We start from the raw sequence: 21411 nt of genomic DNA, 5'->3' as shown, positions 1-21411 counted from the left end.
GTAAGGACGTGCAGCCAGCAAATGAAACACCCGAGCGGACATCCGGCCGCCTTCATCGGGCCCGTGTGCTCTACCGCAACGTCTCCAAGCGGAAATTGGGCTGGCTGCTCCTCAAGGACACCGTCAACTCCTGTGTCGAGTACCGCATCCTGGGCCTGGCCGCCGAGGCCGCGTTCTTCACGCTGCTCTCGCTGCCGCCGCTGCTGCTCAGCGTCATCGCGCTGCTCGGCTACGTGGACGGCTGGACCAGCACCCACACCGTCGCCAGCATCGAGCAGAACATTTTGAACGCGGCCGGAACCGTGCTCTCCGACCGCGGTGTGCACGAGTTCGCCCAGCCGCTGCTCGACGACGTGACCCAGGGCAAGCGCCCGGAGATCGTCTCCATCGGCTTCGCCATCGCGCTGTGGTCGGGCTCGCGCGCCGTCAACGTCTTCATCGACACCATCACCGTGATGTACGGGCTCGACGGCCAGCGCGGCATCGTCAAGACCCGGCTGCTCTCGCTGGTCCTGTACATCGTCGCGCTGCTCATCGGCGCGGTCGTGCTGCCGCTCGCGGTGGTGGGCCCGGACCGGGTGGTGGAGCTGATCCCGTGGGGCACGGACGTGATCAGCTTCCTGTACTGGCCCACGATGATCCTGCTCTCCATCGCCTTCCTCACCACCCTCTTCCACGTCTCGGTGCCGGTCCGCTCGCCGTGGATCGAGGACGTGCCGGGCGCGCTCGTGGCCCTCGCGATGTGGGTGCTCGGCTCGTTCCTGCTGCGCATCTACCTGACCAGCACGGTCGAGGGCCCCACCATCTACGGCTCGCTGGCCGCGCCCATCGCGGTGCTCCTGTGGATCGGCATCTCGGCGTTCGCGGTGCTGGTGGGCGCGGCCGTCAACGCGGCCATCGACCGGGTCTGGCCCTCGGTCGCGACGGCCGCCGCCCGCGCGGCCGGCGAGCGGGCGCGGGCCGCGCAGGCCGCCCAGATCGTCGCCCGCGCCCATGTCCAGCCGATGCTCTTCGGCGAGGAGGACGAGGAGGATGAGGAGGACGGCGAGGACGGCAACGACCCGGGGATGCCCTCCGAGTTCCCCGAGCGGTGGTCGAAGTTCCTGCCGCCCGAGGACGTGAAGTCCCGTCTGCACACCGTGAAGAAGCACGAGGACAAGCCGCAGGACCCCTCCGCGCGCGACCCCCACAAGGGCCCGCGCGACCACGACTGAACCCGGCGGGCCGGCCTTGTCACCTCGCGCCGGGACGGCACGCGGATCTTCTACCGGGCGGCCGGGCCGGGCGTGCGGGCCCTCCTGGAGGAGGCGTCCGTGGTGGCCCTCGCCGTATCGCCCGAGGGCGTTGGCGCTGGTGGGCCCGGTGCAAGCGGGCCCGGTGACGGCGCGTTCGTCCCCGGCAAGCTGTCCTGATCCCGCGTCGCCCACATGAGTGGCGCCGTGCATGGGCCGAGCTGGGCCGGAGAGCTATACGGAGCGACTCACGCAGAAGGCGGGAATCCCAGAATCCGGGGGAGCGGGGTATGCCTGACCTCCGTGGGAGCGTCACCGAGGCGGAAGAGTTCCGGCGCCAACTGCTGGCCGCCGCGGCCCGGGCCACCACCGTGGCCGAGCTCGCCACCGAGCTGTCCCGGCTGCTCCACCCTTTCCTGCCGCACGACGGCCACACGCTGGCCGGCCTCGATCCGCTCACCGGCGTCGGCTGCCTCCACCACGACCTGCGGCCCTCGAAGGGGCCCGGAAGCGAGCTGCCCATCGCGCTGACCCTGCGCGGGAGGGTGTGGGGCGGCCTGGTCCTGCTGCGGGGAGGCGACGGCACCCCGTTCTCGGAGGCGGAGGCCCGGTGCGCCGAGCGGCTCGCGGGCCCGCTCTCGGCCGCCCTGCGGCAGTACGTGGCCGGCAAACCGCTGCGCCCGGGCCGGCGCGGACTGTTCCCCGGCGTGATCGTCATCGGCCCCGACGACACGATCAAGGGCATGACGTCGACGGCACGCACCTGGCTGCACGAGTTCCTCCCCGAGACCCCGCCTGCCAAGGACGACGAACTGCCCCATCTGCTCTGGGGCATCACCTACTTCACCCGGCGCACCCACACCACCGCGCTCAGCAGGATCCCGACCGGCGGGGGGTGGGTCGCGGTGCACGCGCAGTTGCTCGACGGGAAGGAGGAGGGGGACATCGTCATCACCTTCCAGTCCGCCCCCGCCTCGCAACTCCTTCCGGCGATCTTCGTCTGGTACGGGTTCACACCGCGCGAGCAAGCCATCGTCGAGTGCCTCCTGGGGGGCCTCGCGACCAAACGCATCGCCCGGCTCCTCGGCATGTCCCCGCACACGGTCTCCGGCCATCTGCGCTCGGTCTACCGCAAGACGGGCACGGGCGGCCGCGAGGAGCTCATCGCCGGATTGCGGCAGTAACACGACGAGCGCGCCGGGCGGCCCCACGCTCTCGCGCGGATCCCGCCCGGCGCTCCGACCCGCCGGTTCTCTTGTGTGCCGGGTGGTTCAGTCCAGCGCCCGCCGTTCCAGCAGGGCGCGGTCGAGCCGGCGGGTCACGCCGTCCACGAGCCCGAGCGCCGTGAGCCGCTCCTCGATGTACTCCTGAACGGGCAGCACCACCCCGCACACGGACAGGCCGGTCGCGGGGTCCCGCCACCGCTGTTCCGGCGTGGACTCCGCGGCGAAGAAGCCCGAACAGGAGCCGTGGAAGCGGCAGCCGGTGCAGGTGTCCGTGACCCGCTGCCGCGACTGGCGCAGTGCCTCGGCGAACGAGGCGGAGCGGCGCGTCGAGGAGAGCGAGTCGGTGAAGATGTTGCCGTGGCACAGCGCCGGGTCGTAGGCGTCGCCGTTGGAGTACACCGAACCGTCCGTGTCGATGACGAGGATGGTCTCCGAGAGCTCCTTGTCGTAGTAGCGACGGTTGTCCGCGCCCGACAGGGCGTGGACGACCTGGGCCGCATAGCCTTCGATGGGCTCGACGTTGATGAAGCTGTCCGAGACCAGCCACCGGTCGGTGAGCGTCTTGAACGCCTCGACGATCTCCTGCGCCGAGAGTTCGTGCTCGGCCTGCTGCCCCGGATAGCCCGTCCGGTAGATCGGCAGCATCCGAAAGCCCAGGTTCATGTCCTCGAAGAAGCGGTGGATCTCCGCGACATGGGGCGCCGTGGAGCGGGAGAGCACGGTGATGCACCCGAAGTTCAGGCCCTCGTCCATGAGGCGCTGCATATGGGCGAGGACCCGCGGCTGCGCCTGACGGCCGGCGACGTTCACCCGCTGGCCGCCCACGAGGTCCACCGAGACACCCACGTCGTCGAAGACGTCCCTCATCAGGGCGAGGTCGTCGTCGGTCAGCCGGTAGAGGTTGGTCTGGACGGAGTTGCCGTACGGAATGGAGGCGGGCTCCAGGAACTCCTCCTGGGCCCGTTTGACCTCGCGGTAGAAGTCGGGCGGCATGAGCAGGGGCTCGCCGCCGTGCCACACGAAGTCCGCGGTTCTGCCCGGCTGGTCCGCGAGCCACTCGCCCACGTGCCGGATCATGTTCCTGACCTGTTCCACCGTCATCGCGGCCCGGTCGCCGAGGGACGGGAACTCGTAGCAGTAGCGACAGCGCAGATTGCAGAACTTCGAGACCTTGACGACCAGTTGGAGGTAGGGCGGCATCGGCTCACGCCCCGCCGCCCCCACCTCCCCCCGCTGCGGGGAGGCGTCGACACTCATGCGGGCTCGGCGCCCAAGGTCAGCCTCAGCCGCAGAAACGCCTCGCTGACGCTCATCCGGCTCGGCGCGGGTTCCTGACCGCCGCGGCGGGCGACGGAGCCCGAGCGACGCGGTCCCTTGTCTCCGAACCGCTCGTGCCAGGGGCCGCCCCCGCGAGGGCTCTCGACCCAGAAGTCCGGGTAGTCGGGCCACATGCGTACCGGCGGACGCAACTCGTCGACGATCGCCTGCCGCTCCAGCCGTTCCGGCTGCTGCCCGGCCTCCTCGACGCCCGCCGGCGCCGTGGGCTCTCCCGCGCGTTGCAGCGCGAGCAGCCGCAGATAGGCGCTCCGGGAGGGGCTGTTCGGCTCGTGCGATCCCGGTTCCCTGATGTCCCGCTTCGATTCAGCCATGTCGGCCGTTCCTCGCTTCCTCGGTCCAGTGGTGCTTCCGCCTCGACGCCGGTCCTTTTGGGCCGTACGCAACTCAGGAAAGGGGGTACGAAAGCCCGCGCCAACCCCCCAACATTCGGGGGGTGTCGAGGACGGGGGCACGCCGCGAGACTGGTCGCCGGGTTCACAGCGAACGCACAGGAACCCGCCCCGGACCGGCACTGGTCCGGGATCGGCCCGGGACAGGAGATGGGCATGATGCTGGCTTCGACAACGGCGGCCGCGGTCAAGAGCGTGCAGGTGGTGACCGTGCCGACCGACGCGGCGGGAGTGGCGGACGGCGGCCTGCTGCCGCCGGCGGGAACCGTCGTGATCTATGTGGGAGACGCCGCGGCGCCCGAGTGGCACCGGCTGCGCGCGGCCGCGCTCGACGGCGACTGGCAGGCCGTCCGGGACACCGCCGTACCCCAACACCCCAATCCGGGCGCCGAGTTGACCGCCGCGTCGACACCCTTCGACCTGGTGTGCGCGGGCCATGTGGTGGCGCACGGCCTGGCCCTCCCGCACGGAGTCCCGTTCAGGACGCTGACCTTCCCCTACACCGGCGGCCCGATCCGGGACGCCGACTTCGGCATCGTCGAGCACACCGACGGCGGCACCCCCGCGGTCCGCACCACCTGTCTGCTGATGCGCCGGGCACCCGAACTGACGCGCCTGGAACGGCAGTTGCTCGACGACATGGATCCCGAGGAGCGCCACGTCCACATGCGCCGGCCCCAGCCGTGCCAGACCCTGACCGCGATGGACGCGCTGACCGACGGCATCGGCCGGGCGGCGCAGGAGGCGGTCCGCGAGAAGCACGCGCGCGGCGGATACGCCCGGGACGAGAGTGCGACGGCGCTGTCGCAGAGCGAGATCACGGAGATCGCGGGTGAGTCGGGCGAGCCCGCGGCCGCGGTGGCCGATCTGCTCGCGACCCGCCGGCGCCACTTCTCGTACTAGCGGGCCGCCCCCGTGGTCCCCGCGCTTGTGGCCGTCGTACTGGCCGGGTGGCTGCTGTTGACCGTGGTGGCGGCGCTGCCCCGGATCGGCACCGCCACCCAGCGGCACGTCCCCGACTGGTTCGCCCCGCTCCTGCCCGCCTGGACGTTCTTCGCACCCAACCCGGCGACGAAGGACAAGGTGCTGATGTACCGGGACATCCTCGCCAACGACACCGTCGGCCCCCTGCGCCTCGTCCTGCCGGAAGGCGGCGCGGGGGGCAGACCCGGCAAGGCGCTGTTCGACGCGGCGTCACAGCTGCTGCGCCGGGCCGCAGCGGGCTGGGACGAGGAGCCCGACGCCCGGATCAGGGACGCCCGGTTGATGATCAGCACCCCGTACCTCCTCCTCCTGAACAGGGCGGCCACGGCGCCGCACGACGCCACCGCCGTCAGCTTCGAGTTCGTCATCGCGCACGCGAGCCGACGCGACGAGGAACCCGAGGTGGTCTTCGTCTCCGCCGTGCACCGCCTCAAGGGCGCGGCGGGCAGCGGCGCGGTGGCGCACGGCGGGCCGGGCCGGCGCGCCGTGCGGGAAGGGACCCCATGCTGAACGAGACCGAGACGGCCCGCGCGATCCTGGCCGTCTGTGGAGTGGGCCTCGCGGTGTCGGCCGGCCGCGACCTGCGGCAGAGCCACGAGTTCGGTGCGGGCGGCGCCCTGGCGTGGGCGGTGGTCGGCGCCTACCCGCACCGCTGCCCGCCGGCGGTGCGCGCCCTCTTCGTGGGGGACCGCTACCGGGCGGTGCTGGCGGTGCAGTGCGCCGCCGGCCTCGCCGCCCCGGCCGTGGCCGCGCTGTCCGCACCCGGCTCGGCCGTAGTGGCCTGCGTCCTGCTGACCACGCTCCTCCTCGGCCTGCACCGCAGCGACTACGGCACCGACGGCGCGGACCAGATGGCGGCCCTCGCCATGCTCACCGCCGCCGTCACCCTGACCGTCGGCGGCACGGTGGGCCGGCTCTTCCTCGCCTTCCTCACCGGCCAGTTGATCCTGAGCTATCTCATCGCCGGAGTGGCCAAACTGGTCTCGCCGACCTGGCGCGACGGCTCCTGCCTCGCCCAGATCCTCTCCACCGACTCCTACGGCTCGCCGGGGATCGCCGCGTTCCTGCGCGCCAGACCCTGGGTGGGCGCCCTCATGGCGTGGGGCGTGATGGTCCTCGAGGTCACCTTCTGGCTCGCGCTCGTCGTGCCGGGGCCCCCGCGCTGGGGGCTGCTCGCCGCCGGCGCGGCCCTGCACCTCGGCATCGCGTTCACCATGGGGCTCACCACGTTCGTCTTCGCGTTCATCGGGGCCTACCCGGCGCTGGTGTTCACCGCCGCCGCCCTCACCGGCTGACCCCGCGTGCGCCGACCACGCCGTGACCGCACGGCCCCCGCGCCCGACGAGGACGCGCAGCGGCCCTCGGATTCCGAACAGCTCCTGTTCGGCGGCCCCTTGCGCTACGACACCGGCTGGTCCCAGCACGAAGAGGCCTATCTGGCTCTGAACCTGCGCGCCGTGCTGAGACGGCTGCCCCGGCTCCTCGCCTCGGGGTTCCGGCTGGCGTGGCGTGCCGATCCGCGCGCCGCACGCGGCCTCGTCGCCGCCAACCTGGGCCGGGGGCTCACCCAGGCCGCGAGCCTGCTCGCTGTCAACCGCGTGCTGGCCGGGCTGATGACCGGCGGGACCATGGAGGAGCGGCTGCGCGGCGTGCTCGGCGCCCTCGTCGCGGTCGGCGTCTGTCTGTCCGCCGGGGCGCTGCTGCGGGCCGTTTCCACGTACGCGACCGGACGCCTCGAACCGCGGGTCGAGCGGATGGCGACCGAGGTCTACCTGGAACGGGCCTCGCGGGTCGAGCTGGCGGCCATCGAGGACGACCAGTTCCACAAGCTGCTCGATTCGGCGCGCTACGGGGCGTCCTCCGCGCGCCGCATGATGAGCATCGGCAACCGCGTCATCAGCGCCGCGATCTCCTTCGTCACCGCCGCGGGCGTCCTCACCGTGCTGCACCCCGTCCTGCTGCCGCTGCTGACCGTCATGACGCTGCCCGGCTCCTGGAGCGCGCTCACCACCGCCCGCCGTCGCTATCTGTCCTTCCACGCCTGGACCCAGCACACCCGGGCGGGCGCGCTCATCGGACAGATGCTGACCGACGCCGGTGCCGCGCCCGAGATCCGGGTGCACGGCGTCGGCCCGTTCCTGCTGCGCCACTTCCGCGCCCTCGCCGAATCCGCCGAGGCGGAACAGTCCCGGCTGGCCCGGCTCGAAGCCCGTACGGGACTGATCGCCGCCGGGTGGATCGGCGTCGCAACCGCCGCCACCTACGCGACTTTGGGCGCCCTGCTCCTCGGCGGGGCGATGGCTCTGTCCGTCGCCGGCACCGCCGTGATCGCCATCCGCACCGGCTCGGCCAGCCTCACCACGCTCGCCCTGGAGGTCAACGCCCTCCATGAACAGGCCCTGTTCGTCGGCGACTTGGAGCGCCTGTGTGAGGAGGCCGAGCGGCGCACCCGGGCGCCGGGAGGTGTGGCGCTGCCCGAGGCGCCGCGCCTGATCCGCTTCGAGCAGGTGACGTTCACCTACCCGGGGGAGGGGACGCCGGCCCTGGACGACGTGACGCTCACCCTGCCCACCGGACGGATCGTCGCGCTGGTCGGCAGCAACGGTTCGGGCAAGACCACCCTGGCCAGGCTCCTGGCCGGCCTCTACGCCCCGCAGCGCGGCCGCATCCTGTGGGACGACGTCGATGCCGCCCTGGCCGACCGGCGGCAGCTGACCGACCGGGTGGCGATGGTCGCGCAGGACTTCACCCGCTGGGCCTTCACCGCGCGGGTCAACGTCCTCATCGGCCGCCCCGAGGCCCCCGCACACGACGAGCACGTCGAGCGCGCCCTGCGCCACGCCGGGGCCGAGGACCTCGTCGCCGGACTGCCCCGCGGTCTGGACACCCTGCTCGCCCGGGGGTTCCGCGGCGGCCACCAACTGTCCGGCGGACAGTGGCAGCGGCTCGGCTTCGGCCGCGCCGCCTACCGGGCCGCCGGCCGGCCGGGCCAGATCCTCATCGTCGACGAGCCGACCGCAGCGCTCGACGCCCGGGCGGAACTACAGATCTTCGACGAGATCCGCTCCCTCGCCGAGGACGGCAGCACGGTCCTCCTGATCACCCACCGGCTCGCCTCCGTGCGCCACGCCGACCTCGTCCACGTACTGGACGAGGGCCGCCTGGTCGAATCCGGCGCGCCCGCCGACCTGTTGGCGGCCGGCGGGCTCTACGCCGAGCTCTACCACCTCCAGGCGAACCAGTACGCCCCCGAGGACGAGACGTGCCGTTGACCGTCGCGCGCTTCAGCGGCGCCACGCGGGGTGCGCCCGCGCGGGTGTCGCCGGGCGACCGGCACGCGCGCCTCCCGAGCCGCGTCCCGCACCGGCACCACGGTGGCGGCATGAACCGGGTTCGCATCGCTGTCGCCGCCGTCTTCCTGCTCACGCTCACCACGACCCTCACCGTCGGTGCCGGCCGCCCCGCACGGGCCACGGACGCGGCGCGGGACCCGGCCCTCCAGCACATCGCCCCGGCCCTCCAGCACATCGACCCGGCCGTCGAGCACATCGCCCCGGGGGTCGACTACCAGGCCCTCACCCTGACGACCGGCCACGGCCCGAGCAGGGTCCACGTGGTGACCGTCGACCTGCGCCACGCCGGAGTGGGGGCCGGTCTGCTGCACGCCGGCACGGTCACCGGCCGGGCACCGGTGTCCGCCATGGCCGAGCAGCAGGGGGCGGTCGCCGCCATCAACGGCGACTTCTTCAACATGACCGAAGCGGAGCACCCCGGCGTCGCCGCCACCGGTTCGGCGTCAGGCGCCGCCGTCCTGCACGGGCAGCCCCTGAAGGGGGCGGTGCCCCAAGGCCAGCGGTTCGGCTGGAAGATGCCGGCCGGCGCGTCCGGCGAGGACGTCCTGGGTGTCGGCCAGGACGGCCGCGCCCGCACCGCCCGCCTCACCCTGAACGGTCAACTCCACCCCCCACAAGGCTCGTTGGCGCTCAAAGGCCTCAACCAGTACGCCCTTCCCGAAGGCTCCATCGGGGTCTTCAACCCGGACTGGGGCAGCGTCTCGCGCGCGCGAGCGGCCTGCGGAACCGACCACAAACGCGCCGCGCCCTGCACCCGCGACACCTTCGAGGTCACCGTCCGCGACGGGCGCGTCGCCGACACCGCCACGACCCCGGGCAGCGGCCCCGTCCCGGCCGGCTCGCTCGTCCTGCTCGGGCGCGAACAGGGCGCGCGGGCCCTGCGCTCCCTGACGCCCGGCACGCCCGTCTCGGTCGACTACCGCTTCGACTCGACCGGTGTCACCCCGTTCGACTTCGCCCTCGGCGCCTACCCGCTCCTCAAGGACCGGGCGCCGCTGCCCGGCCTGGACGACGTCACCGCGGAGCCACGGACCGCCGCCGCGATCGCCGACGACGGGCATCTGCTGCGCCTGGTGGCCACCGACGGCCGCGAATCCACCGCCACCGGGCTCACCGTCGCCGAACTCGCCCGATTCCTGGCGTCCTTGCGGTGCGACGAGGGCGTCTTCCTCGACGGCGGCGCCTCCACCACGCTCGTCACCCGCGACCCCGCGACGGGCCGCACGACCGTACGCAACACGCTCGACCACGGCCAGCAACGGCGCGTCCCCAACGGCATCGCCATCTACCACCACTGATACGGAAAGCGCCGAGCGGTTACGTGAGGACGGGCAGCGAGGTCAGCCCGCGCACCAGCCGGGTGCGCCGCCACTGGAGCCGCTCGAACGCCACGGCGAGCCGGAGGCGGGAGAAGCGCACCAGGGCCGCGCGCAGCGCGATCTCGGCCTCGGCCAGGGCCAGGGGAGCGCCGACGCAGCGGTGGATGCCGTGGCCGAAGCCGAGATGTCCGGCGGCGTCCCGGTCCCGGTCGAGCAGGTCCGGCGACGGGAACCGCCGCGGGTCGCGGTTGGCCGCTCCGAGCGCGACCAGGACGGGGACACCGGCGGGAATGTCCGTACCGCCGAGCGTGACGGCCTCGGTGGTGAACCTGAACGTGGCCGTACTGACGGGGGAGTCGTACCGGAGCAGCTCGTCCAGCAGGGTCCGGATCCCGTCCGGATCCGCCCGGAGACGGTCGAGTGCGGCGGGGTGCCGGAGCAGCGCGAGGGCGGCGTTGCCGAGGAAGTGGGTGGTGGTCTCGTGCCCGGCCACGAGGAGCAGCACGGCGAGGGAGACCAACTCCTCCTCCGACAGGCGGTCGTCGCCGTCCCGCGCCGCGATGAGCCGGTCGAGAAGACGCTCCCCCGGGCGCAGGCGCTTCGCGGCGATGAGGTTGGTCATGTAGTCGGCGAGCGCATGCGAGGCCGCGTCGATGACGTCGGGTCGTCCCGCCGCGAACAGCTCCCCGGACCAGCGCCGCACATCCGGCCGGTCGTCCTGCGGCACCCCGAGCAGCTCGCAGATCACGGCGACCGGCAGAGGAACCGCCAAGTCGGCCACGAAGTCGGCCTGTTGGCCCACCGGCCACCGATCCAGCAACTCGTCGGTGACGTGGGCGATGAACGGACGCAGCTCCGCCACGGCACCCGTGGTGAACGCCTTCGTGACCAGCTTGCGCAGCCGGGTGTGCCGGGGCGGATCGCTGGCCAGCATGGTCCGCGCCACCGCGGGATGCAGGCGCCGCGACGAACCCTTGCCCGCGAAGAAGGCCGCCGTGTCCTTCGACAGCCGAGCGTCCGCGAGCGCCTCGCGGGCCTCCGCGTAGCCGGTGACCACATAACTGGCGCGCCCGTCGGGCCCGTTGGCGAGGCGCTGCACCGGGCACCTGGACCGCAGGGCGGCGTACGCGGGATAGGGGTCCTGGTGGAAGCGGGGGTCCTGCGTCGGGTCGTTCATGCCCCCAGGCTCCCACCGCGCCGAAGGGCCTTGCCGGGGCCGATTAATTCGGTGGTGCCGTGCCGGGGGCGTGGCTAGGGTTGTGCTCATCCGCTCGCGCGACGGCGAGCGGGGTCGGTTCGTTGAGCAGAAGCAGGAGGTGAGGACATTGATGACGGTCATGGTGACGGGCACTGCCCGCATTCAGGAGTTCATCGTTCCCACCCCTGTGGTCTCCGGCTGACACCCACGCGTACCGCGCGCCCACAGCGCGCCGCCGGGACCGCCCTTCGAAGGGTCCCCCTTGTCTTCCTCGTTCTCCACCCCGTTCAACACCTCCGCCTTCGGCACCTCGGGGTTCAACACCTCCGCCCCGTCGCGCCCGCTCGCCGCGTACGGCTGGGACGACGCCTGGGCCGCCGAGTTCACCCCGTACGCCGAGCAGGGCCTGGTGCCCGGCCGGGTCGTCCGGGTCGACCGCGGCCAGTGCGACGTGGCGACCGCCGACGGCACCCTGCGCGCCGACACCGCGTACGTCACCCCGCACGACCCGATGCGGGTGATCTGCACCGGTGACTGGGCCGTCGTCGAACCGGGCGGCGACCCGCGCTTCGTGCGGGCGTATCTGCCGCGCCGCACCGCGTTCGTGCGCAGCACCTCCTCCAACCGGTCCGAGGCGCAGATCCTGGCGGCCAACGTCGACCACGCGATCATCGCGGTGTCGCTCGCCGTCGAACTCGACCTCGGCCGCATCGAGCGTTTCCTGGCGCTGGCCTGGGAATCGGGCGCCCAGCCGCTCGTCGTACTCACCAAGGCCGACCTGGTCCCCGACCCGGTCGGGCTCTCCTACCTCGTCCGGGACGTCGAAACGGCCGCGCCCGGGGTGCAGGTCCTGCCGGTCAGCGCGACCACCCGCGAGGGCATCGACATCCTCGCCGCGGTCGTCGCGGGCGGCACCAGCGTGCTGCTCGGGCAGTCCGGCGCGGGCAAGTCCACGCTCGCCAACGCGCTGCTCGGCGCGGAGGTGATGGTGGTGCAGGCCATCCGCGACGTGGACGGCAAGGGCCGCCACACCACGACCACCCGCAACCTGCTGGTGCTGCCCGGCGGGGGCGTCCTCATCGACACCCCCGGGCTGCGGGGTGTCGGCCTGTACGACGCGGAGTCCGGCGTCGGCCAGGTCTTCGCCGAGATCGAGGAACTGGCCACGGACTGCCGCTTCCACGACTGCGCCCACCAGGCGGAACCGGGCTGCGCGGTGCTGGCGGCCATCGAGGACGGCTCCCTGTCGGAACGCCGCCTGGACAGTTACCGCAAGCTGCTGCGCGAGAACCAGCGGATCGTGGCGAAGACGGATGCGCGGGTGCGGGCGGAGCTTCGGAGGGAGTGGAGGTTGCGGGGGGCGGAGGGGCGGGCGAACGGAGTGCTCAAGCGGGGGCGCGGAGTGTCTTGAGGTGCGGGGTGCGGGCTGCTGGGGGAGGCCCTTGCCCCCGCACCCCTGCACCCCCTTACGGCTGCGGACCGTGCGGGGCTGGTCGCGCAGTTCCCCGCGCCCCTAGAAACCCGCTTTTCGTCCTCGGGCCGTGGGTGGCTGGTCGCGCAGTTCCTCGCGCCCCTAAACCCTCTCGAACCTGCGGGCCGTGGTCGCTTTTGCGCAGTTCCTCGCGCCCCTGGAGACCCGTTTTCGTCTGCGGGCCGTGGGTGGCTGGTCGCGCAGTTCCTCGCGCCCCTAAACCCTCTCGAACCTGCGGACCGTGCTGGCTTCTCGCGCAGTTCCTCGCGCCCCTTAACTATTCGGTGCTGGCCAGCACCTCAGCCTGTCCGGCGATTGAGGACGAGCGCCCTTAAGGCGCGAACGGGGTCTGGGGCAGAGCCCCAGGGACCCGGGGCTATCCAACCCCCGTAACGGGCGGGTGGGTGGGCGAGGTGCCCGGGGTCTGGGGCGGAGCCCCAGGGAAGGGGGGCGGGGTCCGAAAGCCGCCAGCCGCCCGGCAGGGGACCCCGCACACTGGAAGACGTGATGGACCACGACGCCGCGTACGAGGCGGTCACCAGCAGGGACGCCCGGTTCGACGGCGAGTTCTTCTTCGCCGTCGCGACGACCGGCATCTACTGCCGCCCGAGCTGCCCCGCCGTCACCCCCCGCCGCAAGAACGTCCGGTTCTTCCCGAGCGCCGCCGCCGCCCAGAACCACGGCTTCCGCGCGTGCCGCCGCTGCCGCCCGGACGCCGTGCCCGGCTCCGCCGAGTGGAACGCGCGGGCCGACGTCGTGGGCCGGGCCATGCGCATGATCGGGGACGGCGTGGTGGACCGGGAGGGCGTGCCGGGTCTGGCGACCCGGCTGGGCTACAGCGCCCGCCAGGTGCAGCGCCAGCTCACCGCGGAGGTGGGCGCGGGCCCGGTCGCGCTCGCCCGGGCCCAACGCGCCCACGCGGCAAGGGTGTTGCTCCAGACCACCTCGCTCCCGGTGACCGAGATCGCGTTCGCCTCGGGCTTCGCGAGCGTGCGCCAGTTCAACGACACGATCCGGCAGATCTACGCCCGTACGCCCAGCGGCCTGCGTGAGGAGGCCGGCACCCGGGCCACCAGAGCCGGTGTCGCGGCCGCGGCCGGGATCCCGCTGCGGCTCGCCCACCGGGGCGCGTACGCGGTGAAGGAGACCTTCGACCTGCTGGCCGCCGAGGCCGTCGAGCACGTCGAGGAGGTCGCCGGCGCGAGCGGAGCCCGCACCTACCGCCGCACCCTGGGCCTGCCCCACGGCACCGCCGTCGTGGCCGTCGACGAGGCCGCACCCGCACACACCGCGGCCCGCCAGGGCTGGCTGGACGCCCGGATCCACCTCACCGACCTGCGCGATCTGACCACCGCCGTCCAGCGCCTGCGCCGCCTGTTCGACCTGGACGCCGACCCGTACGCCGTCGACGAGCGGCTCGGCGCCGACCCCCGTCTCGCCCCGCTCGTCGCCCGCACCCCAGGGCTTCGCTCGCCGGGGGCGGCCGACCCCGAGGAGTGCGCGGTGCGGGCGCTGATCGGGCAGCAGCGCGCGGCGGGCCTCGTCGAGACGTACGGCAAACGGCTCGACGTGCCCTGCGGCACGCTCACCCATCTGTTCCCGGACTCCGCCACGCTCGCCCCCCACCCCGATCCGCACCTCGCCGCCCTGGCGACCGCGCTCGCCGACGCCACCCTGCGCCTGGACGCCGGCGCCGACCGCGACGAGGCCGCCCGCGTGCTGCGCACCCTGCCCGGCATGGACGAGGAGACCGTCCAGGTGATCCGTACGCGGGCGCTCGGCGACCCGGACGTGGGCCCAGCGGACCGGGACGCCTGGCGGCCCTGGCGCTCCTACGCGCGCCGCCACCTGGCGGTCGCGGCGGCCGGGCGGCGGTAGTCCGACGCCGTGGTCCGACGGGCGGGGCGCCGCCACTTCTGAGAACGTCGAAGGCATGATCCGTCTCGCGCGCCTGCCCCTGGACCGCTGGTCGGCGGTGATGCCGCCGCTCGCCGTCGTGCTGCTCGCGCTGACGTGGGGCCGTTCGCTGCCCGGCGTGCTCGTCGCGCTGGTCGCGTGTTTCCTGGCCGGCGCGGTGCTCGCGGCGGTGCACCACGCGGAGGTGGTGGCGCACCGGGTGGGCGAACCGTTCGGGTCGCTCGTGCTCGCGGTCGCGGTGACCATCATCGAGGTCGCCCTGATCGTCACCCTGATGTCGGACGGCGGCGACAAGAGCGCCTCGCTCGCCCGCGACACCGTCTTCGCCGCCGTGATGATCACCTGCAACGGCATCGTCGGGGTGTGCCTCCTGGTGGGCGCCGTGCGGCGCCGACTGGCCGTCTTCAACGCCGAGGGCACCGTCACCGCGTTCGCGACGGTCACCACGCTGGCGGGCCTCAGTCTCGCCCTGCCGACCTTCACCACCAGCAAGCCGGGCCCGGAGTTCTCGCCCGCCCAGCTGATCTTCGCGGCGATCGCGTCGGTGTTCCTGTACGGGCTCTTCGTGGCGACCCAGACGGTGCGCCACCGCGACTACTTCCTGCCGGTCACCCAGCAGGGCGAGGTGATGCGGGACGATGCGCACGCCAACCCGCCCTCCGCACGCACCGCCTGGACCAGCGTCATCCTGCTCGGGGTGGCGCTCGTCGCGGTGGTGGGCCTGGCCAAGGGCGTCTCGCCCACCATCGAGCGGGGGGTGGCCGCGGCGGGGCTGCCCGCCTCGGTCGTCGGCGTCGTCATCGCGCTGCTCGTGCTGCTTCCCGAGACCATCGCGGCGGTGCGCGCGGCCCGTCGCGACCGCGTGCAGACCAGCCTCAACCTGGCGCTCGGCTCGGCCATGGCGAGCATCGGCCTCACCATTCCGGCCGTCGCTCTCGCCACGATCTGGCTGTCCGGGCCGCTCGTCCTCGGCCTGGGCGCCAGCCACATGGTGCTGCTCGCGCTGACCGTGGCGGTCGGCATCCTCACCGTCGTACCGGGCCGCGCCACCCTGATGCAGGGCGGGGTGCACCTCTCCTTGTTCGCCGCGTACATCGTCCTCGCGGTCAGCCCGTAACCCAACTCGGAAAACCCCCGCCGACCGCCAACAACCCCCATTTACAAGCCATTTCACCCCTCACCCCGTTGACGCCCCATACCTCCGCACCACACGATCGAAGCTAAATAGTTGCCCATTACATCCGCTTCGGTCGACGGCACGTCCCCCTCCGGCCGGAGAGGTGAACCAGGAGGAACCATGTGTGGCATCACCGGCTGGATCTCCTTCGATCGTGAACTGCGCGCCGAACGGGAAACCCTGGACGCGATGACCGAGACGATGGAGTGCCGAGGCCCCGACGACCGCGGCGTCTGGGCCGGCGGACCCGCCGCCCTCGGCCACCGCAGGCTCGCGATCATCGACCTTCCGGGCGGGCGCCAGCCCATGACGGTCGAAGCCGACGGCAAGACCGTCGCCCTCGTCTACTCGGGCGAGGCCTACAACTTCACCGAGCTCAAGGCCGAACTCGCCTCCCGCGGGCACCGGTTCCACACCGACTCCGACACCGAGGTCGTCCTGCACGGCTACTTGGAGTGGGGCGAGGCCGTCGCCGAACGACTCAACGGCATGTACGCCTTCGCCATCTGGGACGAGCGCGTCCAGCGGCTCGTGATGATCCGCGACCGCATGGGCATCAAGCCCTTCTACTACTACGAGACCCCCGACGGCGTCCTCTTCGGCTCCGAGCCCAAGGCGATCCTCGCCAACCCGCTCGCCCGGCGCTCCGTCTCGCTCGACGGCCTGCGCGAGCTGTTAACCCTGGTCAAGACCCCCGGCCACGCCGTATGGGACGGCATGAAGGAGGTCGAGCCCGGCACCGTCGTCACCGTCGACCGAGGCGGCCTGCGCACCCACACCTACTGGAAGCTCGAAACCCGGCCGCACGAAGACGACCGCGCCACCACCGTCGCCCGCGTCCGCGAACTGCTCGACGACATCGTGCGGCGCCAGCTCGTCGCCGACGTGCCGCGCTGCATGCTGCTCTCGGGCGGCCTCGACTCCTCGGCGCTCACCGCGATAGCCGCCCGCCAGCTCGGCGAGGTGGACGAGAAGGTGCACAGCTTCGCCGTGGACTTCGTCGGCCAGACCGAGAACTTCGTCGCCGACGACCTGCGCGGGACCCCCGACACCCCCTACGTCCACGACGTGGCCCGCGCCTCCGGCACCCTCCACCAGGACATCGTGCTGGACGCCCGGTCCCTCGCCGACCCGGAGGTGCGGGCCAAGGTGATCCGCGCCCGCGACCTCCCCATCAGCTTCGGCGACATGGACGCCTCGCTCTACCAGCTGTTCAAGGCGATCCGCGAACACTCCACGGTCGCCCTGTCCGGTGAGTCCGCGGACGAGGTCTTCGGCGGCTACAAGCAATTCTTCGACGAGGACGCCCGCAGCGCCGACACCTTCCCCTGGCTCGTGAACTTCGTCGAGCAGTTCGGCGACTCCGACCTGCTGCGCCCGGAGCTCTCGGCCGCGCTGAACGTTCCCGCCTACGTCAAGGACTCCTACAACACCGCCGTCGCCGGCGTCCAACGCCTCGACGGCGAAAGCGACTTCGAGTACCGGATGCGCAGGAGCAGCCACCTGCACCTGACCCGCTTCGTGCGCGTGCTGCTCGACCGCAAGGACCGCGCGAGCATGGCCGTCGGCCTTGAGGTGCGGGTGCCGTTCTGCGACCACCGCCTCGTCGAGTACGTCTACAACGCGCCCTGGTCCCTCAAGTCCTTCGACGGCCGTGAGAAGAGCCTGCTGCGCGAGGCGACCCGGGACGTCATCCCGCGGTCCGTGTACGACCGGGTCAAGAGCCCCTACCCCTCCACGCAGGACCCCGAGTACGTCACCGTCCTCCAGGGCCACGCCAAGGACCTGCTGGCCCGGACCTCCCACCCGGTCTTCGACCTCATCGACCGGGACGGGCTGCGCCGGGCCACCGAGGCGAGCGCCCCGCAGATCCCCAGGGCCTCGCGCCGGGATCTGGAGTACTCCCTGGACCTGGCGATCTGGCTCGACCTGTACAAGCCGGAGCTGAAACTGGCGTAGCAAGGCCGTCCGCGACGCGGCTGCCGGCAGGGCCGGGCGGGGTGGACACGACACCCCGCCCGGCACCCGCCGACGTCCGGTGCTAGCTGATGGTCTCGTCGAACGACAGCGGGTACAGGCCGGTCGCCTCGCGCGGCGCGAACGGGGCCCGCCAGTTGCCCGTACCGCGGTAGACGTACGAGTCGCCGGTGGATGTGGTGACGAACACATCGGCCCTGCCGTCGCCGTCACAGTCGCCGATGCCGACCGTCTGGGTGTACTCACCCCAGCCCGCGCCGATCCTCACCCGGGACTCGAAGGTGCCGTCGCCTTTGCCGAGGTACAGCCACGAGACGCCGTCCTTGTCCCGGCCCACGAGGTCGCCGCCGGGCCCTCCTGCCACGTCGCCGACCGCCGTGACCTGGTTGTACATGTCCCAGCCGGTGCCGGCCTTCACACGGGGAGCGAACGGGGCCCGCCAGTTGCCGTTGCCCTTGTACAGCCACAGCACCCCGTGGGAGTCCCGGGCCAGCAGGTCGCTGCGGCCGTCGCCGCTGACGTCGCCGCCGCCCGTGAGCTGGTTGTACTCACCCCAGCCCGATCCGATCCTCACCCGGGTGTCGAGGGTGCCGTCGCCCTTGCCGAGGTACAGCCACAGGATGCCGGACTTGTCCCGGGCCACGACGTCGCCCACGGGGCCACCGGCCACGTCACCGACGGCCGTGACCTGGTTGTAGATGTCCCAGTCGGAGCCGATGGTGGCTGCTTCGCCGCCCTTGAGCTTCCCGGTCCCCGGCTCGCGGTAGGTGTCCCTGCGCTGGAGGGTGCCCAGGCCGTCGCGGATCAGCAGGTCCGGAGAGCCGTTGTCCGTGAAGTCGTGCGGGGTGGCCTTGCGGGACACCGTGAAGGCGCCGCTCCGCACCAGGTCGGGGCCTATGCCGTTACGGGGCTTGGCCGCCAGGGTCCAGGTGTAACCGCCGTTGGGGGCGGCCGTGTTCGGGGAGTAGGAGGGCCCCATCAGGCCGTCCCAGTCGAGCTCGCGCCAGGCGGGATCCGTCGACTCCCACTGGGCGGGGTCGACCCGGAGCTCGATCTCGCGCTGGGCGCCGGACGCGGTGTGGCGCAGGGTGACGGTCACATCGGTGTTGTTGTGCGTCAGCCGCCACTTCGGGCGCCACGGGGCCTTGTCGAGCGCGGCCACCGCCGGGACCTGCGATTCCTCCACGATGAGCTTCGTGGGGTGGCCGGTGCCCGACAGGAGTTGGGCGACCGGCGCCCTGTCGGACCCGGTGACGACCCGGTAGAGGCCTTCGCCTTCGGCGGCCGTGCCGCCCATCACGAGGAGGCTCCCGTCCGGGGCGGGCGCGAGGGAGCTCGCGTGGTCCATGACCGTGCGCTCCGTGCCACCGCCGATCGGCGTGGCGTGCAGCGCCGAATCCGTGAGGTCGTTCCCCTCGTTGAGCGTGCGGCTCGCGCCGTACAGGGACCAGCCGCCGACCAGTCCCACCAGCCCGTCCCCCTGCTTGTGGTCCAGGTTCATGTTCCAGCGCTTCTGGTCCCCGCCGAGCTCCATGGTCCGTACCGACGACGAGGTGTCGCTCGTGAACAGGCCGCCGACCAGCGCCAGATGGGTGGGGGACACGGCGGCCTTCGTGATGTAACCGCCCAGCATGCTGTTTCCGGGGACCGCCTTGGCCGAGGACAGATCGGCCGCGACGTAGTCGAAGAACTCGCTGCTGGTCGAGGAAGTCGAGTAGCGCAGCGCGGCGAAGTCGCCCGACCCCGCCTCCACGTCGACCTCCCGGGCGCTTGCGGGCAGGCCGGTGATGACCCGGTCGGTCACCTTCTGGTCCACGACGTCCAGGACGTGGGGCTCCACGGTGTCACCGATCTGCTTGGACGCGAGGACGTGCGAACCGACCGTGCCCAGGTAGAAGTAGTCGTACGGGGCGAGGTCGATGACGTTCGACGTCCCGGTGGTCATGTCGAGCAGGGTGACCTTGGTGCCGGCGTCGTCCCTGAGCGCCACCATGTCCGACGAGGCCCCGTGGAACGCGGGCAGGGACGCGTACGAGGGCGCGTCCTTCACCACCACCGTCGTCTGTCCGTCGGCGTACCGCGTCCACAGCAGGTCGTGTCCGCTTCCCGACTTCGCGAGGGACAGGAAACCGGTCCGGCCCGCGCTCAGGACCTGCGCGTCGGCGGCGATCTTGAACGTCGCCGCGTGGGGAGCCGTTGCGGCGCCGGACGCGGTGGGCACCGCCGGCGGGGCGGCCACGGCGGGCGAAGCGAACGGTCCGGCGGTCACCGCCAGGGCGAGCAGGGTCGCCGCGGTGACGAGCCGACGCGACCCCCCGGTCGAACGAGGCGATCGGGTCCTGCTCGGTGGGGCGGAAGGGTGCACGTGCTCTCCTGGCGCTGGCGATACGTAGGCAGGAGGGCAACCGGAGAACGCGAATCCCCCACAATCAACGGAATCCCCCCGCGGTTGGTGCACAAAATCCTAACAACCGGGCGCCCAGGGCCTGTTTCCGGCCGGCATCCCCTCCGGGCGGGCCGGGAAGGTCAGGTTCCGCTTCCGGTCGGCACCGCCGCCGGCGGGAGGGCCCCGCTCACTGGTCCAGGCTCCAGCTGTGGATCTTCTCCGGGTGGATGCGGATGAGCTCCTCGCTGAAGTGCGGGCCCAACTCATGGGGGCCGGTGAGGAGTTCGGCCGTGCCGCGGATCTCCACCCCGCGCACCTTCCAGGGCGTCACGCTCACCACGTCGTCGATCACCAGGGCTGCCTTCGGGTTGCCCCGGAGGTTGCGCCACTTCTTGGTGGTGCCCAGCGCGTACCCGCCGATGAGGATCGTCCCGTCGTCCTGGGGGAAGAAGCCGACGGGGTTGGCCTGCGGCTGGCCCTTGCCGTCCACGGTGGCGAGCCGGCCGAGCCTCTGGGTCTTGAGATAGGCGCGCTCGGCCTCGCTGAATTCGGTCATGGGGCCACCCTCACACGGCCGCCCCCGCTCGTCATCGGGCCCAGGGCCCAGGTCTTCGGACGGAGCGCGGTGCCGCCCGTTCGGCCCCGGGGCGCCGCTCAGCCCCAGATCACCGCGCCGAGCCAGGCCCCGGCGACGAGCAGACAGGCGAAGAGCTCGGCCATCACCGAGTAGCCGCCCGCGCGCAGGACCATACGGGCGGAGGTCCAGCCGTCCCCGTGGCTGCCGAGCCGTCTGCGCTCCGCGCCGTAGAGCCCGCCGACGAACCCGGCGAGGCCGCCGATCACGGGCAGCACGAAGAAGCCCACGACGGCGGTCGCGCCCGCGGTGAACACTGCTCTCCTGGATACCCCGGCGGCCTTGAACCGGCGTGGCGGGAGGAGGGGCCTGAGGGCCTGGTTCAGGAGCAGGACGCCGGTGGCTCCGGCGAGTACGCCCCAGGCGAGCGCGGTGATGTCGTCCAGGGCCCACCACGCCAGGGCGGCCCACACGATTGCCGGTCCGGGTACGCCGGACACGAGCACGCCGCACAGCCCCATCGCCATCACCGCCCCCACCCCGACAACCTGCCACACACCCATCCCCCCAGCCTGCGCGCCCCGCTCCACCCCCGCCACGCACGATCCGGCTCCGCCCCAGACCCCGTATCGCGCCTTAAGGCCGCTCGTCCTCAATCGCCGGACGGGCTGAGGTGCTGGCCAGCACCGAGTGGTTAGGGGCGCGGGGAACTGCGCGCCCAGCCACGCACGATCCGCACCCGAAAGCGGAGCTCCCTGGGGCTCCGCCCCAGACCCCGTTCGCGCCTGAACGGCGCTCGTCCTCAATCGCCGGACGGGCTGAGGTGGCCGATGCTGGCCCGCACCGAGCATTTAAGGCGCGCGGGGAACT

Annotated in this window: 17 protein-coding genes; 11 read left to right on the top strand and 6 right to left on the bottom strand. The window is 72.4% G+C overall.

Going from position 1 to position 21411, the window contains the following annotated elements:
• Positions 1-8 precede the first annotated feature (8 nt).
• Complete coding sequence (locus tag DWB77_RS08865; RefSeq protein WP_120720727.1) at positions 9-1214, top strand: YihY/virulence factor BrkB family protein; 1206 nt, start codon at positions 9-11, stop codon at positions 1212-1214.
• 308 nt (positions 1215-1522) lie between these two features.
• The gene (locus DWB77_RS38800) at positions 1523-2416 is read left to right on the top strand and encodes a LuxR C-terminal-related transcriptional regulator (protein WP_120720726.1); all 894 of its coding nucleotides are present in this window, start codon (positions 1523-1525) and stop codon (positions 2414-2416) included.
• Positions 2417-2503: 87 nt separating this feature from the next.
• On the opposite strand, the gene DWB77_RS08850 is transcribed toward DWB77_RS38800, so the two are convergent.
• The gene (locus DWB77_RS08850) at positions 2504-3715 is read right to left on the bottom strand and encodes a radical SAM protein (protein WP_120720725.1); all 1212 of its coding nucleotides are present in this window, start codon (positions 3713-3715) and stop codon (positions 2504-2506) included.
• On the bottom strand, positions 3712-4107 hold the full coding sequence (locus tag DWB77_RS08845) for a hypothetical protein (protein ID WP_120720724.1): 396 nt from the start codon (positions 4105-4107) through the stop codon (positions 3712-3714). The genes DWB77_RS08850 and DWB77_RS08845 overlap by 4 nt, the downstream gene beginning before the upstream one ends.
• A 234-nt stretch (positions 4108-4341) precedes the next feature.
• Between DWB77_RS08845 and DWB77_RS08840 the strand changes: the two genes are divergently transcribed.
• From DWB77_RS08840 to DWB77_RS08820, 5 genes are all read left to right on the top strand, one after another.
• On the top strand, positions 4342-5088 hold the full coding sequence (locus tag DWB77_RS08840) for a hypothetical protein (RefSeq protein ID WP_120720723.1): 747 nt from the start codon (positions 4342-4344) through the stop codon (positions 5086-5088).
• A gap of 12 nt (positions 5089-5100) precedes the next feature.
• Positions 5101-5679 (top strand): hypothetical protein, encoded by a 579-nt coding sequence (locus DWB77_RS08835; RefSeq protein WP_162952481.1) that lies wholly within the window; start codon positions 5101-5103, stop codon positions 5677-5679.
• Positions 5673-6464: a hypothetical protein gene (locus DWB77_RS08830; protein WP_120720721.1), complete on the top strand. Its 792-nt coding sequence runs from the start codon at positions 5673-5675 to the stop codon at positions 6462-6464. The genes DWB77_RS08835 and DWB77_RS08830 overlap by 7 nt, the downstream gene beginning before the upstream one ends.
• Positions 6465-6470: 6 nt before the next feature.
• Positions 6471-8441, top strand: a complete 1971-nt coding sequence (locus DWB77_RS08825; RefSeq protein ID WP_120720720.1) for an ABC transporter ATP-binding protein — start codon at positions 6471-6473, stop codon at positions 8439-8441.
• Between the two features lie 110 nt (positions 8442-8551).
• Positions 8552-9820, top strand: a complete 1269-nt coding sequence (locus DWB77_RS08820) for a phosphodiester glycosidase family protein (RefSeq protein WP_246033469.1) — start codon at positions 8552-8554, stop codon at positions 9818-9820.
• A 19-nt stretch (positions 9821-9839) separates the two neighbouring features.
• On the opposite strand, the gene DWB77_RS08815 is transcribed toward DWB77_RS08820, so the two are convergent.
• Positions 9840-11018 carry a cytochrome P450 family protein gene (locus DWB77_RS08815; RefSeq protein WP_120720719.1) on the bottom strand — a complete coding sequence of 393 codons (1179 nt, stop codon included), beginning with the start codon at positions 11016-11018 and terminating at the stop codon, positions 9840-9842.
• Between the two features lie 283 nt (positions 11019-11301).
• On the opposite strand from DWB77_RS08815, the gene rsgA reads away from it, so the two are divergent.
• From rsgA to asnB, 4 genes are all read left to right on the top strand, one after another.
• A complete protein-coding gene (gene rsgA, locus DWB77_RS08810) occupies positions 11302-12450 on the top strand; it encodes a ribosome small subunit-dependent GTPase A (RefSeq protein ID WP_120720718.1) in 1149 nt (382 codons plus the stop codon).
• A gap of 567 nt (positions 12451-13017) precedes the next feature.
• Positions 13018-14388 carry a bifunctional transcriptional activator/DNA repair enzyme AdaA gene (locus DWB77_RS08805; protein ID WP_120720717.1) on the top strand — a complete coding sequence of 457 codons (1371 nt, stop codon included), beginning with the start codon at positions 13018-13020 and terminating at the stop codon, positions 14386-14388.
• Between the two features lie 55 nt (positions 14389-14443).
• On the top strand, positions 14444-15544 hold the full coding sequence (locus DWB77_RS08800; protein ID WP_246033468.1) for a calcium:proton antiporter: 1101 nt from the start codon (positions 14444-14446) through the stop codon (positions 15542-15544).
• Positions 15545-15724: 180 nt separating this feature from the next.
• Entirely contained in the window at positions 15725-17563 is a 1839-nt protein-coding gene (gene asnB / locus DWB77_RS08795) for an asparagine synthase (glutamine-hydrolyzing) (protein ID WP_120720716.1), read from the top strand.
• Positions 17564-17645: 82 nt separating this feature from the next.
• Here asnB and DWB77_RS08790 read toward each other — a convergent pair whose 3' ends face one another.
• From DWB77_RS08790 to DWB77_RS08780, 3 genes are all read right to left on the bottom strand, one after another.
• A complete protein-coding gene (locus DWB77_RS08790) occupies positions 17646-19946 on the bottom strand; it encodes an FG-GAP repeat domain-containing protein (protein WP_120720715.1) in 2301 nt (766 codons plus the stop codon).
• A gap of 208 nt (positions 19947-20154) precedes the next feature.
• Complete coding sequence (locus DWB77_RS08785) at positions 20155-20523, bottom strand: PPOX class F420-dependent oxidoreductase (protein WP_120720714.1); 369 nt, start codon at positions 20521-20523, stop codon at positions 20155-20157.
• A gap of 98 nt (positions 20524-20621) precedes the next feature.
• The gene (locus DWB77_RS08780; RefSeq protein ID WP_120720713.1) at positions 20622-21104 is read right to left on the bottom strand and encodes a DUF456 domain-containing protein; all 483 of its coding nucleotides are present in this window, start codon (positions 21102-21104) and stop codon (positions 20622-20624) included.
• Positions 21105-21411: the final 307 nt, after the last annotated feature.

It is taken from the genome of Streptomyces hundungensis (assembly GCF_003627815.1).
GTDB classification, from domain to species: domain Bacteria; phylum Actinomycetota; class Actinomycetes; order Streptomycetales; family Streptomycetaceae; genus Streptomyces; species Streptomyces hundungensis_A.
Note: the sequence above shows the minus strand (reverse complement) of the source record. Positions and strands in the feature narration are given on the sequence as shown.

What these genes read in the sequence shown, in the direction of transcription:
- DWB77_RS08805 (WP_120720717.1), top strand. Translation starts at nt 13,018, where the DNA reads ATGGACCACGACGCCGCGTACGAGGCGGTCACCAGCAGGGACGCCCGG.
- DWB77_RS08845 (WP_120720724.1), bottom strand. Translation starts at nt 4,107, where the DNA reads ATGGCTGAATCGAAGCGGGACATCAGGGAACCGGGATCGCACGAGCCG.
- DWB77_RS08815 (WP_120720719.1), bottom strand. Translation starts at nt 11,018, where the DNA reads ATGAACGACCCGACGCAGGACCCCCGCTTCCACCAGGACCCCTATCCC.
- DWB77_RS08840 (WP_120720723.1), top strand. Translation starts at nt 4,342, where the DNA reads ATGATGCTGGCTTCGACAACGGCGGCCGCGGTCAAGAGCGTGCAGGTG.
- DWB77_RS38800 (WP_120720726.1), top strand. Translation starts at nt 1,523, where the DNA reads ATGCCTGACCTCCGTGGGAGCGTCACCGAGGCGGAAGAGTTCCGGCGC.
- DWB77_RS08820 (WP_246033469.1), top strand. Translation starts at nt 8,552, where the DNA reads ATGAACCGGGTTCGCATCGCTGTCGCCGCCGTCTTCCTGCTCACGCTC.
- asnB (WP_120720716.1), top strand. Translation starts at nt 15,725, where the DNA reads ATGTGTGGCATCACCGGCTGGATCTCCTTCGATCGTGAACTGCGCGCC.
- DWB77_RS08850 (WP_120720725.1), bottom strand. Translation starts at nt 3,715, where the DNA reads ATGAGTGTCGACGCCTCCCCGCAGCGGGGGGAGGTGGGGGCGGCGGGG.
- DWB77_RS08800 (WP_246033468.1), top strand. Translation starts at nt 14,444, where the DNA reads ATGATCCGTCTCGCGCGCCTGCCCCTGGACCGCTGGTCGGCGGTGATG.
- DWB77_RS08785 (WP_120720714.1), bottom strand. Translation starts at nt 20,523, where the DNA reads ATGACCGAATTCAGCGAGGCCGAGCGCGCCTATCTCAAGACCCAGAGG.
- DWB77_RS08780 (WP_120720713.1), bottom strand. Translation starts at nt 21,104, where the DNA reads ATGGGTGTGTGGCAGGTTGTCGGGGTGGGGGCGGTGATGGCGATGGGG.
- DWB77_RS08830 (WP_120720721.1), top strand. Translation starts at nt 5,673, where the DNA reads ATGCTGAACGAGACCGAGACGGCCCGCGCGATCCTGGCCGTCTGTGGA.